Source organism: Sphingopyxis sp. DBS4, assembly GCF_024628865.1.
Lineage (GTDB): Bacteria > Pseudomonadota > Alphaproteobacteria > Sphingomonadales > Sphingomonadaceae > Sphingopyxis.
This window is the reverse complement of record NZ_CP102384.1, coordinates 2,415,922-2,428,925: the sequence shown is the minus strand read 5'-3', so window position 1 is coordinate 2,428,925 and position 13,004 is coordinate 2,415,922. Positions and strand designations below refer to the sequence as shown.

The following is a 13,004-nucleotide window of genomic DNA, read 5'->3' as shown; positions in this document are numbered from 1 at the left end:
GGCGCAACGACGAAGAGCTTCAATTCAAGACCTCTCCCGGCGACCGCATTGATTATGAACGCAATCTCGTTATCCTGAACCGGCAGGGGCATAAAAAGATGATGAGGTCGCGCCCATGTCCATTCTCCGCCCCTTCCTGTCGCGCGTCATTCGTCACGGCCGGCTGACGGTCGTCGATCCCGACGGCCATGCCGAGCATTTCGGCGAACCCGCGACGGGCTTTCCGGAGGTCGCGGTGCGCTTCGCCACCCGCCGCGCGATGCGCCGCGTGATCCTCGACCCGCGTCTCGGCGCGGCCGAGGCGTTCATGGACGGCGAGATGGAACTGACCGACGGCGACATCATGACGCTGATCGGCCTCCTGCGCATGAACACGCCGTGGGATCGCGGCGCGAAGCTCAAGGACAAGACGTGGCTCGGCCGGCGGATCGAGGGGGTGAAGACCCGGCTCGGCTCGGTCAACCGCCGCCGCCGCTCGCGTGCCAATGTCCAGCATCATTACGACATCGGCAACGATCTCTACCGCCTCTTCCTCGACGCCGACATGCAGTACAGCTGCGCTTACTGGCCGCGCGCGGGCATGACGCTCGACGAAGCGCAGGCGGCGAAAAAGGCGCATATCGCGGCAAAGCTCGCGCTGAAACCGGGGCAGCGCGTGCTCGACATCGGCTGCGGCTGGGGCGGGATGGCGATCACCCTTGCGAAGCTCGAACGGGTCGAGGTGTTGGGGATCACCCTGTCGGACGAGCAACTCGCGCTCGCCCGGCAGCGTGCCGAGGCGGCGGGGGTCGCCGACCGCGTCCGCTTCGAGCTGATCGACTATCGCGACCTTGCGGTGCGCGAGCCGGGGCGGTTCGACCGCATCGTCTCGGTCGGCATGTTCGAGCATGTCGGCGCGCCGAACTATGACGTCTTTTTCCGCGCCTGTGCGAACCTGATGACCGCCGACGGGGTGATGCTGCTCCACACGATCGGGCGCTTCGGCAAGCCGGGCGCGACCGACGCCTTCACGCGCAAATATATCTTCCCCGGTGGCTATATCCCCGCGCTGAGCGAGACGCTGGCGGCGAGCGAGAAGAGCCGACTGATCGTCACCGATGTCGAGACGCTGCGGCTGCATTACGCACTGACGCTGCGCCAATGGTATGCACGGACATTCGCGCACGAGGCCGAGATCGTGGCGATGATGGGCGAGCGCTTCTTCCGCATGTGGACCTTTTACCTCGCCGGCGCGACCGCGGCGTTTGAGAGCGGCGGGATGGGCAATTACCAGATCCAGTTCGCGCGCAGCCGCCACGCCCTGCCGCTGACGCGCGACTATATGGCCGAGGCCGAAGCGACATATCGCGAGACTGTCTGAACAGGGGAATCCCTTGGTTGGAATCTCTTCGACCAAAGAGCTATGAGCCGGCCGGGGGCCATCCCCTCTCTCTAATCTTTCGGGATCGCACCATGACCAATTCGTCCCCGTCGCAGGGCATCGCGCCGTTCCAGGCCATCGAGATCAGCGCCCTCGCGCGCAAGCTGCGCGCGGAAGGGCGGTCGGTGATCCATATGGAGTTCGGGCAGCCCGCCGACGGCGCTCCTGCCGGTGCCGTCGCGGCGGCGCGCGCCGCGCTGGATGAACCCGACATGGGTTATTGGGAAAGCGTGCCGCTGCGCCGGCGCATCGCGCGCCATTATGGCGAGCATTATGGCGTCGACCTCGACCCGCAGCGTATCCTGCTGACCTGCGGTGCCTCCCCGGCGCTCGTGCTGGCGTTGCTGACCGGCTTCGCGGCGGGCAGCCGCGTGATGATCGCGCGGCCCGGCTATGTCGCCTATCGCAATTCGCTGCGCGCGTTGCAGATGATCCCGGTCGAGGTCGAATGCGGCGCGGCCGACCGCTTCCAGATTCACGCGCGCCATATCCGCGAAGCCGACCCCGCGCCCGACGGCCTGATCGTCGCGAGCCCCGCCAATCCCACCGGAACGATCATTCCGCCCGCCGAGCTCGCCGAGCTTGCCGACGCCTGCCGCGCGCGCGGCGTCCGTATCATCTCCGACGAAATCTATCACCGGCTGAGCTACGGCGCCGAAACGCATAGCATGCTGCAATATGACCCCGGCGCCTTCGTCATCAACAGCTTCTCAAAATATTACGGCATGCCCGGCTGGCGCCTCGGCTGGATCGTCTGCCCGCCCGATATGGTCGCCGGAGCGCGCGCGCGGCTCGGCAATCTGTTCCTGTCGCCGCCCGCGCTCAGCCAGCAGGCGGCGCTCGCGGCCTTCGACTGCGAGGAAGAACTCGACGCGCGGGTTGCCATGTATCGCCGCAACCGCCAGTTGCTGATCGATTGCCTGGGCCGGATCGGCATCACCGACATCGCCCCGTCGGACGGCGCTTTCTATGTCTATGCCTCGATCGCCCATCTGACCGATGACAGTTTGTCGCTGTGCAAGCGGCTGCTCGAGGACACCGGCGTCGCCACCGCGCCGGGGCTCGATTTCGACCCCGAACGCGGCGCCGGCTTCATCCGCTTCAGCTATGCCGTGACCACCGACATGGTGCGCGAGGCTTGCGCGCGGCTGGAGGATTGGTTCGGCAGCCGCTGGCCGATGTCCGGTTAGAACTTGTTGCCTCAGGTCGGATATTTCGCGTTCATCTCCGCCCAGCCCAATGCAACGAGGCGTTCGAGAATGCCCAGGTCCACGTCGGCGAGCTTGTTGATATAGAGACAGACCTTGCCCGTCTTGTGCTTGCCGAGTGCCGCGAACAGCGCGTCGGCCTCCTTCTGCCGGTCGCCGTAATGCTCCATCAGATAGATCGTCATCGCCGCCTTGCGCGGGGAAAAACCCGCCCGGCACATCGTCCCCGAACGCCCGCTGTCATAGACATAGTCATAGCTGCCATAGCCGATGATTGACGGTCCCCACATCTTCGGCTCCAGCCCGGTCACGCGGCGGTGGATAGCATCGACGATCGCTGCCTCCTCGCGCCGCCGCGCGTCGGGCAGTTCGGCGATAAAATCCACCACCGCGACGTCGGTGGCGCGTGTCTTGTTTTCGGTCTTGCCCATGTCTGGCCTCCGACGTCCGGATAGCGGGTCGAAGACCTTGTGCCAAATCGCCGCTCAGCCGTCGCAGTCGTTCCAATAATCCTTGTTGGTCGTGCAGCTTTGCAATCCCGAATAATGATTGACGACGCACACCGTCTTCATCGGGCAGGCTTTCCGGACGCGCGGCTTATATTCGGGCGGCGCCTTGGCCTTGGTGAAAGCCCCGGCGACCTGCTGTTTGAGCGGGATGAGCTGGCCGCGGATCGTGTCGTCGCCCTTCGCGATCCCCTGATCCATCCAATAGAGAATCTCGTCCTCATGGGGCAGCGGGTTCTTCATCTGGAGCAGCGACGAGGCTGCCATCACCGCGCCATAGACTTCGCCCTGGTCGGCGACGATCCGCGACAGGCGATAGGCAAGCGCGAAGTCCTTCTTGGTGCCGGTGCCGCTGTTGATCATGTCGACCGCCATGATCGTCGCATAGAGGTGCCCGCGCTCGGCCGCCGCCTTGAACGCTGCAAAGGCCTTCTTGGGGTCCTTCTTCGTGCCGAGCCCTTCCTGATAATAGAGCCCGCTGCGATAGAGCGCATCGACATGGCCCGCCGCGGCGGCCTGTTCGATCATCGCGAAGCCGGTCGCATGATCCTTCTTCCCGCCGACGATGCCCGCCGAATAGAGCGTGCCGACATTGTAGAGCGCGACCGGATCGCCGAGCTTCGCCGCCTCCTGCATCAGCGCCAGCCCGTCCTGCGGGGTGCCGCCGGGGACGCCGCCGTTGATCCATGAGAGGCCGAGTTCCATCAGCGCCGCGGGATCCTTCTGCCTCTCGATATAGAGGCGCGTCGCGTCGCGCCCTTCGGGGGTGCGGATCTGCCAATGGCCGCCGCGCGCGGTCATTTCGGGCAGCGGCGCAGGGCAGGGGGTGCCGGCATTGGCCCCGGCTTCATAGCCTTGCGCCCAGGCGATCGCCGCCGCCGACACGGTGTTGCCGCCCTTGCGATCGCTCACCAGCCGGTCATAGGCGTTATGGCAATCGACCTGCTGATTATATTCGCGCGTCGGGTCTGGCATCGATCCCTGCCCGCCTGCGCCCGACACCGAAGCCGTCAGCACCAGAAACGGCGCCGCGAAAGCCAGCCAAACCCGCATCCTATCCCCCCTCGACGCATGGTCCCGCCGCGAGTTTAGATGACCGGGCGCGCGCAAAATTGTAAAAACGCGCCAGCGAACCGAAGAGAATGAAGGGGTGGTTTCCATTCGGAGATTGCGTTCTAATCTCGGTTTTCCATTTCCGGAGTCGGGAAAGGCGGAAAGATCATGCGGTCGCTCCTATCCGGCCTGTTGCTGTCGCTGCTCGCGGTCGGGTTGATCGCCACCGACCCGGCCTTTGCGAAGCCGCAGGAAGCGGTGCTGACGCCGCAATCCTATCGCCGCAACTGCATGATGTGCCACAAGACTGCGGTTCCCGAAGGCCTCGACCCCACGATCACCGCGGGCGTGCGCCCGCCCCACCCGACCCGGTCGCGCGACGCCATGCCCGGCGTCACATGCTGGCGCCGCTGCGAAAAATGCTGGCCCCGTCCGGGCAGGGCGAAGCGGTGAGGGAATACGCTGGAATTGGATTGCGGTGACGGGTGCGGAAATCCCCAATTGGAATTTAGGGGTTTACGCACCTGTCACCCTAATTCCACGATAACTCCGCGATTTCGATTGAGACTCACGCCGCCGGGGCTTGCTAGGCTCTGGCGGCTTGTGAGGAGTTGGGGGCGTGACCCGCATCCGCTTGAGCACCTGGTCCACTTTTTCGCGGTCGGTTTCCATGGCGTGGCAAGACAGAGAAAGAGAGATCAAAACCCAAGAGGGCACTCAGCGCCTCATCGGTGAGGTCTGCATGATATGGGCAGCCATCGACAACGATATTACCGAACTAATGATGTACGTGCTTGAGACTGGACCAGACCAAGCCGCCATTCTCAACACCGCCCTGCGCGAAGTCGCTCCTCGATGCACCGTCTTGGAACGACTGCTCATTGCCTCAAGCTACGATGAGGAGTGGGTAGACTGGCTGTGCCGGATGTTAGCCAAGACCCGCGACGATCTGTCGCCACGTCGCAACCGATATGTGCACGATCGATGGTTCATCGGGATGGAAGCCATGCAAAAGCGCAACTCTCAGGTTAAGACACCGAAGCCCCAGTCCTATCAGCGTAGGGCCATCGTTTACGACGAGGAGGAAATCGTCACCGTTGAGAAGCTCCAAGAGTGGTGCTTTGACGGCTACGATATTCATGAAGCCTTAGATCAAGCGATCCACGACCTTCGCTACTGGTATCTGTCAGAACGTCCTCTAGAAGCTCACAAGCAAGACTTTCTGGGCCGCTCATCTGCTCGCTATAAACGATATGGCCCAAGCGCTTCTTGAGGCTCTGCGTCAGGCTGCGGAGCAGAAACTTGCATTACGGTGACAGGTGCGAAAACCCCTAAATAGCCCGCCCGCAAAAGCTGCTGTCCTACAAAACCGCGCCGGGTTAGCCTCCATCACATGTCGCGCTTCCGTCTCTTTTCGTGCTCGAAACCGCCTTTGTCCACGGCCCGCCTTAGAGCGACAAAGGAGACAGTTTCGGCGCGCACGACCGTATCCTTTGTCGCTTTAAGCGCCGCGGCTCGGCCGGCGCGATGCTCGCGACCTCGCATCGCGCGTGAAGTTGCGCAGTTTTCCGCCCGTTCGTCTGATCAGCCCGTTGCGCCGCGCGGGCGGGCCTGCTAGCCGCGCCCGCACTGTCTCCCGCCAGAAGGTGTCCCCATGTCCGAGTCCATCAAGCGCGTCGTCCTTGCCTATTCGGGGGGGCTCGACACCAGCGTCATCCTGAAATGGCTGCAGGTGACCTATGGCTGCGAGGTGGTGACCTTTACCGCCGACCTGGGGCAGGGCGAGGAACTGGCGCCCGCGCGCGCCAAGGCCGAGCTGATGGGGATCAAGCCCGAACATATCTATATCGACGACGTCCGCGAGGAGTTCGTGCGCGATTTCGTCTTTCCGATGATGCGCGCCAATGCCCGCTACGAAGGCGATTATCTGCTCGGCACCTCGATCGCGCGGCCGCTGATCTCGAAGCGGCTGGTCGAGATTGCGAAGGAAACCGGCGCCGACGCGGTCGCGCACGGCGCGACGGGCAAGGGCAATGATCAGGTGCGCTTCGAACTGTCCTGCTATGCGCTCAATCCCGACATCAAGGTGATCGCGCCGTGGCGCGAATGGGATTTGACCAGCCGCACCGCGCTGATCGATTTTGCCGAGAAGAACCAGATTCCGGTGCCGAAGGACAAGCGCGGCGAAAGCCCGTTCAGCACCGACGCGAACCTGCTCCATACCTCGTCGGAGGGCAAGGTGCTCGAGGATCCGTGGGAAGAAACCCCCGACTATGTCTATTCGCGCACGGTGAACCCCGAGGACGCGCCCGACGCGCCCGAATATATCACCATCGATTTCGAGCGCGGCGACGGCGTTGCGCTGAACGGCGTGGCGATGTCGCCCGCGACCTTGCTCGCGGCGCTCAACGATCTCGGCCGCAAGCATGGCATCGGCCGCCTCGACCTCGTCGAGAACCGCTTCGTCGGCATGAAATCGCGCGGCATGTACGAGACGCCCGGCGGCGAAATCTATGCCCGCGCGCATCGCGGCATCGAAAGCATCACGCTCGATCGCGGCGCGGCGCACCTCAAGGACGAGCTGATGCCGAAATATGCCGAGCTCATCTACAACGGCTTCTGGTTCGCGCCCGAGCGCGAGATGCTGCAGGCGGCAATCGACCATAGCCAGGAAAAGGTGTCGGGCACCGTCCGCCTCAAGCTCTACAAGGGCAACGCCAGCGTCGTCGGCCGCAAGTCGCCGCACAGCCTCTACAGCGAACGCCATGTGACCTTCGAGGATGACGCGGGCGCCTATGACCAGAAGGATGCGGCGGGCTTCATCAAGCTCAATGCGCTGCGCCTGAAGCTGCTCGCACGGCGCGATCGCTGATCCTGCGGGACGGCGGGCGCGTCCCTTCGCCACCGGATTGGCGATCGGGCGGCGGAATGCTATAGGATTCGCGGGGGTGCTGCCGACAGAAAGGTTGGTGGCCGATGTCCGACGGCCAGTCCGAAGAATCTTCGCCCTATGATTGGCGGCCTTGTTCGCTGCTCTTTCCCCGCATCGCGAAACTGATGACGCGCGACGGAACCTATACGCGGCTGATCCTGCCGGGGGACTATTTCGCCCGGCGGTCGCGGACCTTTGGCTATTGGATGTATCGCCATCGCCACGAGCATGACCGCGATCAGGGCGACTGATATTGGGGCTGGCGCGGTCGCCGGGCAGGCGGCAGAAGGGATGGCCTTTCGCGGCAGGGGACATCGCCGGTGCGTAATTTCGATTTTTCCTCGTGGCAGAGCATCGGGGCCACCCTGCTCGGGCTGGCGCTCTTCACGCTGATCGGCGTCGGCATCCGCCTGGTGGTCATGATGACGATCCAGCAGCGCCGCGAGCGGATCAACCGCCAGATCAACGAGCGGCTGCGGACGCTGATCGCGGCCTACAAGACGCTCGGCGGCTCGTTCACCGGCAATCTGGCGGTCGACCCGCGTCATCTGCGCGACCTCCGCCGCGCCGGAGCCGAAACGGCTGCCGGAACGGAGGCCGCGGGCGCCGATTCGGATCGGCCGCGCCGGATTCGCGACGCGGTCGAGGCGGCGCTGTCGGATATCATCCTGCTCGGCACCGCCGACCAGGTCCGCCTCGCGAGCCGCGCCGCACGCGAACTGGTCGAGGGGCGCCCGGTCCACGTTCACGATCTGGTCGTCGCGCTGCGCGACTTCATTCGCGACGCGCTCGATCTCGACCCCGTGCCGTCCGACTCGGCGATCCCGCTGCAAGGCCCGACCCGGCCTTCGAGCGGCGGAAAAGGCGGCGGTGCGGGCCGCGGCGGCGAAGGCGGTGGAGGAGGAGGGCGCGGCGGCGGCGGCGGTGGCATGGGCGGCGGAATGGGCATGGCGGGCGGGCTCGGCGTCGTCGGCGGTGCCAGCCTCGCGCATGGCACGGCGGGCGGCGACGATGCCGATGATCCGGCGGGACTCTCAAAAAATTAATGCGTTAGCGCGGCGCGCTTTCCTGCGCTAAGGGGCGCCTCGATGACCGCCTCGCGCTTTTTCTCCGACAATGCCGCCGCCGTGCATCCCGCGGTGATGGAGGCACTCGCCGCCGCCAATCATGTCGATACCGCCTATGATGGCGACACGCTCAGCCAGTCGCTCGACGCGGCCTTTTCGGAGCTGTTCGAGACGACATGCGAAGTCGTCTGGATTTCGACCGGCACCGCCGCGAACAGCATCATCCTCGCCCACTTCGTGCGGCCGTGGCAGGGCATCCTCTGCTATGAGGAAGCGCATATCGAGGTCGACGAGTGCGGCGCGCCGACCTTTTATTCGGGCGGCGCCAAGCTGATGACGCTGCCCGGTACGGGGGCGAAGATCGACGCCGAAGCGCTCAAGGCGCGGATCGCCGGCATCCGCAAGGACGTCCATCAGGTGCAGCCGGCCGCGATCAGCATCACCAATGCGACCGAATATGGGCTGGCGTGGCGGCCGGACGAGGTGGGTGCGATCAGCGAGATCGCCAGAGCCAACGGCATGAAGCTTCACATGGACGGCGCGCGCTTCGCCAATGCGGTCGCTTTCCTCGGCTGTTCGCCCGCCGATGTGACGTGGCGCGCCGGAGTCGATGCCCTGTCCTTCGGCTTCACAAAAAATGGCGCGATGATGGCCGAGGCACTGGTCTTCTTTGGTGGCAGCGGCGGCGATGGGGTGCGCGAGCTCAAAAAGCGCGGCGGCCATCTGCTCAGCAAGGGGCGCTTCGTCGCGGCGCAGATCCGCGCGATGCTGAAGGACGATCTCTGGCTCACCAATGCGCATGGGGCCAATGCCGGCGCGGCGGCGCTCGCGGCGGCGTGCGGCGGCCGGCTGATGTATCCGGTCGAGGCGAATGAACTGTTTGTCCGGTTGAGCGCCGCCGAGGCGACGGCGCTGCGCGGACGGGGCTTCGATTTCTATGACTGGGGCGAAGGCGCCGCACGCCTTGTCACGAGCTGGGATCAGGACGCCGCGGCGGTCGCGCCGCTCGCGGCCGCCATCGCGGCGCTATGAACGAGCAACCCGCGACGCTCCTCACCCCCCGCGTCCTCATCCCCTTCGCGCTGGTTACGCTGATCTGGGGATCGACGTGGATCGTTATCAAGGGGCAGCTCGGCGTCGTGCCGCCGAGTTGGTCGGTCACCTATCGCTTTTTGGTCGCGGCGATCGCGATGTTCGCCTTTGCGGTGCTCCGGCGCGAGCGCCTGTTGCTGGAACCCAAGGCCATGGCCTTCGCGGTGCTGCTCGGGATCGCGCAGTTCACCTTCAACTTCAATTTCGTCTATCGCGCCGAACAGCATATCACCTCGGGGCTGGTCGCAGTGCTTTTCGCGTTGCTGATCGTGCCGAATACGCTGCTCGGGCGCTTGCTTTTGAAATCGCCGCTGGAGAAGCGCTTCCTTGCCGGCGCCGGGATCGCGATCGTCGGTGTCGGGCTGATGATCCTCCACGAATATCGCGCCGCAGCGCTCGGCGCGGGTGAGGTGCTGTTCGGCACCGCGTTGACGCTTGCGGGGGTAATGAGCGCGTCGACCGCCAATGTCATGCAAGGGACCGCGATCGCGCGGGCGCAATCGATGGTCGTGATGATCGCGTGGGCGATGCTGTTCGGCGCACTTGCCGATGGCAGCTATGCCTGGATCACTGCAGGGCCACCGGTGATCGAGGCGACGCCCGTCTATCTCGGCGGTATTCTTTACCTCGGTATCGTCGCGAGCGCGGTGACCTTTCCGCTCTATTTCAACGTCATCCGCGCGGTCGGGCCGGGGCAGGCGGCGTGGTCGAGCGTGCTGATCCCGATCATCGCAATGGGTTTTTCGACGGCGTTCGAGGGCTATCGCTGGGCGCCGCTGTCGATTGCGGGCGGCGCGGTCGCGCTTGTCGGGCTGGTGATCGCTGTCGCGAAACGGCCCGAACGGCCGTCGGTCAGCGGCAATATGGTGTCGGTCCCGGTCGAACCGGAGTCCTGATTGTCACGGCTGTCTTATGTCGATAAGACGGTTTCATGAAAATCCTCTCCATCGCAATCGCCCTTGTCGCCGCCGCCGCGGCAACTCCGGCATCGGCCCAGGGCGCCTGCCAGCCCGGAACCTATCGCGCCGCGGACGGCGATTTCGTCGTGCTGGTGCCGTCGCCGGCGGTTTCCGAACCGGGCCTTCGCTATCAGTTCCGCGACGGGCGCCGCGGCGCCACGAACGAAGCGGGCCCGCCGCTGGCCTGTGATGCGGGCGCGGTGACCGTCGCGGGCAAGGCGTGGACGCGGATCGCTTTTCGCGAAACCCCGGCGACCTTCGACAGCGTCGAGACAAAGCTGACCGGAATGCTGATCGAGCCGCCGGACGCCGACCCGCGGCGCCCGCTGGTGGTGATGGTGCACGGTTCCGAACGCAGTTCGCCGATCGGCGGCCTCTATGGCTATGCGATGGCCGCGCAGGGGTTGTCGGTCTTCGTCTATGACAAGCGTGGCACCGGTGGGTCGGAAGGCGAATATACGCAGAATTTCGAGTTGCTCGCGACCGATGCGGCGAAGGCGCTCGACACGGCGCGGCGGATGGCGGCGGGGCGGTTCGGCCGCGCGGGCTTCTTCGGCGGCAGCCAGGGCGGCTGGGTCGCGCCGCGCGCCGCGACGCTGACCAAGGCCGATTTCGTCGCGGTCGGCTTCGGTCTTGTCGCTTCGCCGATCGAGGAGGACCGCGAGCAGATGGTGTCGGAAGTCCGCGCCGCCGGACGGGGCGCCGATGCCGAGGCGCTCGTCGATCGCCTGTCGAAGGCGACCGCAACCTTGCTGCTGTCCAACTTCGCGCAGGGCTATGCCGATCTCGATGCGGTGCGGAGCGAGATGGCGGGCAAGCCGTGGGCCGCGAAGGTGGAGGGCGAATATAGCGGCGCGATGGCGCGTCTCTCCGACGCCGAATTGCGCCGGATCGGGCGGGCGCGCTTCGACAATCTGGAGCTGATCTGGGATTATGACGCGGTCGCGGTGCTCAAAAAGCTCGACACGCCGTTGTTGTGGGTGCTGGCGGGCGAGGACCGCGAGGCGCCGATCGAAACGACGCGCGGCGCATTGATGGACCTCAAGGCGACAGGAAAGCCGGTCGACGTCTATCTCTTTCCCCAGACCGATCACGGCATGTGGGAATATGTCCAGCATCCCGACGGATCGCGCGACGTCACGCGGCTCACCGACGGCTATCTGAAATTGCTCGGCGACTGGATCAAAGGCGACGTGCGCGGTGCCTACGGCCGCGCCGAACATCTTACCCCGCGCTGATCCGTTCGATGTCGGCGCCGACCGCCTGGAGCTTTTCTTCCAGCCGTTCATAGCCGCGGTCGAGGTGGTAGACGCGGTTGACCTCGGTCTGCCCCTCGGCGGCGAGACCGGCGATGATCAGGCTCATCGAGGCGCGCAGGTCGGTTGCCATCACCGGCGCGCCGATCAGCTTGTCGACACCGCGGACGATCGCGGTGCGGCCCTTGACCTGGATGTCGCAGCCCATGCGCGCCAGTTCGGGAACGTGCATATAGCGGTTCTCGAAGATTGTTTCGGTGAACAGCGATGCGCCGGTGCCGAGCGTCGCCATCGCCATGAACTGCGCCTGCATGTCGGTCGCGAAGCCGGGATAGGGTGCGGTCGACAGGGTGACCGGCTCGGCGCGGCCCGACATGGCGACGCGGATGCCGGCCTTGGTCTCCTCGACCGTCGCGCCGGCTTCGCGCAGTGCGGCGAGTGTCGCCTCCATCTCGTCGGCCTTGGCGCCGACGAGTTCGACATCGCCTTCGGTGATTACCGCGGCGCAGGCGTAGCTGCCCGCCTCGATACGGTCGGCCATCACGCGATAGGTCGCGCCGTGCAGCCGGTCGACGCCCTCGATCGTCAGCGTTTCGGTGCCGATGCCGTCGATCTCGGCCCCCATCGCGGCGAGGCAGTTGCAGAGGTCGACGATCTCCGGCTCGCGCGCGGCATTTTCGAGCACGCAGGTCCCTTTGGCGAGCACCGCCGCCATGACCGCATTTTCGGTCGCGCCGACTGACACGACCGGGAAGGTGAACTTGCCGCCCGCCAGCCGTCCGCCGGGGGCGCTCGCCTTCACATAGCCCGAGGCGAGCTCGATTTCGGCGCCGAAGGCTTCGAGCGCTTTCAGGTGGAGGTCGATCGGGCGGTTGCCGATCGCGCAGCCGCCGGGGAGCGACACGGTCGCTTCGCCCGCACGTGCGAGCAGCGGGCCGAGGACGAGGATCGAGGCGCGCATCTTGCGCACGATGTCATAGGGCGCGACGGTCGAGGTGAGGGTGGTCGCGCGCGCGGTCATCACGCGGCCGAAATCCTCGGGCCGCGATCCCTCGATCGTCGTCGAGCAGCCGAGCTGATTGAGGAGGTGGCCGAAGCCGTCGACGTCGGCGAGCCGCGGCAGGTTGCGCAGGGTTAGCGGCTCGTCGGTGAGCAGCGCGCAGGGCAACAGGGTGAGCGCCGCATTCTTGGCGCCGGAGATGGGGATACGGCCCTTGAGTCGCTGGCCGCCGCGAATGACGATCTGATCCATCGGCTGTCCTTAGCGGATGCGCTGATGCGCGCAAGCGGATGCCGTAGCGAAGCTTAAAGCGACAAAATATACGGACGTGCGTATCCGGTTCGTCTCCTTTGTCGCTTTAAGCCGAACCGCAAGCCGATTGCCTGAAGCCACAAAGGGTCCGCGTGTGCGCATCCAAATCATGTCCTTCATGGCTTCAGGGCGAGGGGGCACGGCCTGTTTCGTGCGCAGGATAAGCACGGCGGAATAAAGTAGGAAAGCCGATTTGCTT

Annotated in this window: 13 protein-coding genes; 10 read left to right on the top strand and 3 right to left on the bottom strand. The window is 65.2% G+C overall.

The genetic code is table 11. The annotated features are described in order from the left end of the window. Nucleotides 1–115 precede the first annotated feature (115 nt). Nucleotides 116–1,360, top strand: coding sequence for a cyclopropane-fatty-acyl-phospholipid synthase family protein (locus tag NP825_RS11575; RefSeq protein WP_257543539.1), 1,245 nt, complete (start codon nucleotides 116–118; stop codon nucleotides 1,358–1,360). Between the two features lie 92 nt (nucleotides 1,361–1,452). Beyond that, complete coding sequence (locus tag NP825_RS11570; RefSeq protein WP_257543537.1) at nucleotides 1,453–2,610, top strand: pyridoxal phosphate-dependent aminotransferase; 1,158 nt, start codon at nucleotides 1,453–1,455, stop codon at nucleotides 2,608–2,610. A gap of 11 nt (nucleotides 2,611–2,621) precedes the next feature. On the opposite strand, the gene NP825_RS11565 is transcribed toward NP825_RS11570, so the two are convergent. Further along, a complete protein-coding gene (locus NP825_RS11565; protein ID WP_257543535.1) occupies nucleotides 2,622–3,059 on the bottom strand; it encodes a DUF1801 domain-containing protein in 438 nt (145 codons plus the stop codon). Between the two features lie 54 nt (nucleotides 3,060–3,113). After that, the gene (locus tag NP825_RS11560) at nucleotides 3,114–4,187 is read right to left on the bottom strand and encodes a tetratricopeptide repeat protein (protein ID WP_257543533.1); all 1,074 of its coding nucleotides are present in this window, start codon (nucleotides 4,185–4,187) and stop codon (nucleotides 3,114–3,116) included. A gap of 168 nt (nucleotides 4,188–4,355) precedes the next feature. Between NP825_RS11560 and NP825_RS11555 the strand changes: the two genes are divergently transcribed. The 8 genes from NP825_RS11555 to NP825_RS11520 all read left to right on the top strand — a co-directional run bounded on the left by NP825_RS11555 (nucleotide 4,356) and on the right by NP825_RS11520 (nucleotide 11,475). Further along, on the top strand, nucleotides 4,356–4,640 hold the full coding sequence (locus tag NP825_RS11555; protein WP_257543531.1) for a hypothetical protein: 285 nt from the start codon (nucleotides 4,356–4,358) through the stop codon (nucleotides 4,638–4,640). Nucleotides 4,641–4,806: 166 nt separating this feature from the next. After that, nucleotides 4,807–5,460 carry a hypothetical protein gene (locus NP825_RS11550; RefSeq protein WP_257543529.1) on the top strand — a complete coding sequence of 218 codons (654 nt, stop codon included), beginning with the start codon at nucleotides 4,807–4,809 and terminating at the stop codon, nucleotides 5,458–5,460. Nucleotides 5,461–5,841: 381 nt separating this feature from the next. After that, a complete protein-coding gene (locus tag NP825_RS11545) occupies nucleotides 5,842–7,059 on the top strand; it encodes an argininosuccinate synthase (protein WP_257543527.1) in 1,218 nt (405 codons plus the stop codon). A gap of 104 nt (nucleotides 7,060–7,163) precedes the next feature. After that, entirely contained in the window at nucleotides 7,164–7,370 is a 207-nt protein-coding gene (locus NP825_RS11540; RefSeq protein ID WP_257543525.1) for a hypothetical protein, read from the top strand. A 69-nt stretch (nucleotides 7,371–7,439) separates the two neighbouring features. Continuing rightward, on the top strand, nucleotides 7,440–8,165 hold the full coding sequence (locus NP825_RS11535; RefSeq protein ID WP_257543523.1) for a hypothetical protein: 726 nt from the start codon (nucleotides 7,440–7,442) through the stop codon (nucleotides 8,163–8,165). 42 nt (nucleotides 8,166–8,207) lie between these two features. Next, nucleotides 8,208–9,218, top strand: a complete 1,011-nt coding sequence (locus NP825_RS11530) for a low specificity L-threonine aldolase (protein ID WP_257543521.1) — start codon at nucleotides 8,208–8,210, stop codon at nucleotides 9,216–9,218. After that, nucleotides 9,215–10,174 carry a DMT family transporter gene (locus tag NP825_RS11525; protein WP_257543519.1) on the top strand — a complete coding sequence of 320 codons (960 nt, stop codon included), beginning with the start codon at nucleotides 9,215–9,217 and terminating at the stop codon, nucleotides 10,172–10,174. The genes NP825_RS11530 and NP825_RS11525 overlap by 4 nt, the downstream gene beginning before the upstream one ends. A gap of 35 nt (nucleotides 10,175–10,209) precedes the next feature. After that, nucleotides 10,210–11,475: a S9 family peptidase gene (locus NP825_RS11520; RefSeq protein ID WP_257543517.1), complete on the top strand. Its 1,266-nt coding sequence runs from the start codon at nucleotides 10,210–10,212 to the stop codon at nucleotides 11,473–11,475. Here NP825_RS11520 and murA read toward each other — a convergent pair. Further along, nucleotides 11,462–12,745 (bottom strand): UDP-N-acetylglucosamine 1-carboxyvinyltransferase, encoded by a 1,284-nt coding sequence (gene murA / locus NP825_RS11515; protein ID WP_257543515.1) that lies wholly within the window; start codon nucleotides 12,743–12,745, stop codon nucleotides 11,462–11,464. The genes NP825_RS11520 and murA overlap by 14 nt on opposite strands. Nucleotides 12,746–13,004: the final 259 nt, after the last annotated feature.